Genomic DNA, 1076 nt, shown 5'->3' with positions numbered 1-1076 from the left:
ATTTATTGAGACAGCAAATATTCCAGAAGATAATGAAATGTATGCGGAGGGTAAACGAAAAGTGAAAATCTATAGGTTTGATATATAAACCGGAATATATAGCAGATAGGAACTGATAATGGAAGAACAGATAATAGAAAAGAATAAAAAATACTGGGATGATCATGCTGATCTCTGGTTTGGAACTACAGCTTTGCCGAAATATGGAGTCAAATTCGCGACAGAAGATGACCTTCATTTTTTTTCGGAGGTTGAAGGAAAGAAAGTCCTCGAGATATGCTGCGGCAGTGGGCATTCGCTCAAATATCTTGCGGATAAAGGCGCAGAAGAGTTGTGGGGATTAGATCTGTCGCAGAAACAATTGGATAATGCCGGGGAGCTCTTAAAGGAGAGCGGTTGCAATCCTAAACTCATATGTGCCCCGATGGAAGCAGACAGTGATATTCCGCAGGACTATTTTGACTATGTTTATTCAATATACGGAATAGGCTGGACGACAGACCTCGAAGGGACATTTAAGAAGGCTGCTTCGTATCTTAAGAGTGGTGGTTATTTCATATTCAGCTGGGGACATCCGCTTCACTACTGTGTTGCGAAATCATATGAGACCGGGGAGGATGTTGTTTATAATGGGGCACTGGTCTTTTCTCGCAGCTATTTTGATGAATCCTACTTAAAGATGCCGGTTCATGATACAACTGTAACATTTGCGAACAGAAAGATTTCAACATTTGTTAATGCATTGTATGATGCCGGTTTTATAATCGAGAAAATGATAGAACAAACCGACGAAAAGTCATTAGCGGATACTGAAGATAACAGCCCTAAGGCACAAAAAGCAAAAATGGTCCCGCTTTCGATGTGCTTTAAATGCAGAAAGTTATAGGCGTGTTGTTAATAATATCGGAATATAAAAAGTTGTACCGCTCATAATCAGCATCAATTAAGTATTGATTTTTGAATATGGGCGGTTTATTATATCCTGCGCTCCCGCGAAATTATACCAAGGCTCTGGTATAAATCGTTAACAGTTACTACCGCAAATCCTTGATATTACTGGCTTTGCGAGCACAAAA

Annotated in this window: 1 protein-coding gene; it reads left to right on the top strand. The window is 39.7% G+C overall.

Annotation, left to right across the window (positions count from 1 at the left end):
- The first annotated feature begins 118 nt into the window (after positions 1-118).
- Positions 119-886, top strand: coding sequence for a class I SAM-dependent methyltransferase (locus tag BMW61_RS21525; protein ID WP_091826140.1), 768 nt, complete (start codon positions 119-121; stop codon positions 884-886).
- The last annotated feature ends 190 nt before the right edge of the window (positions 887-1076 follow it).

This window comes from Butyrivibrio sp. ob235, from assembly GCF_900109475.1.
Lineage (GTDB): Bacteria > Bacillota > Clostridia > Lachnospirales > Lachnospiraceae > Butyrivibrio.
Note: the sequence above shows the minus strand (reverse complement) of the source record. Positions and strands in the feature narration are given on the sequence as shown.

What these genes read in the sequence shown, in the direction of transcription:
- BMW61_RS21525 (WP_091826140.1), top strand. Translation starts at nt 119, where the DNA reads ATGGAAGAACAGATAATAGAAAAGAATAAAAAATACTGGGATGATCAT.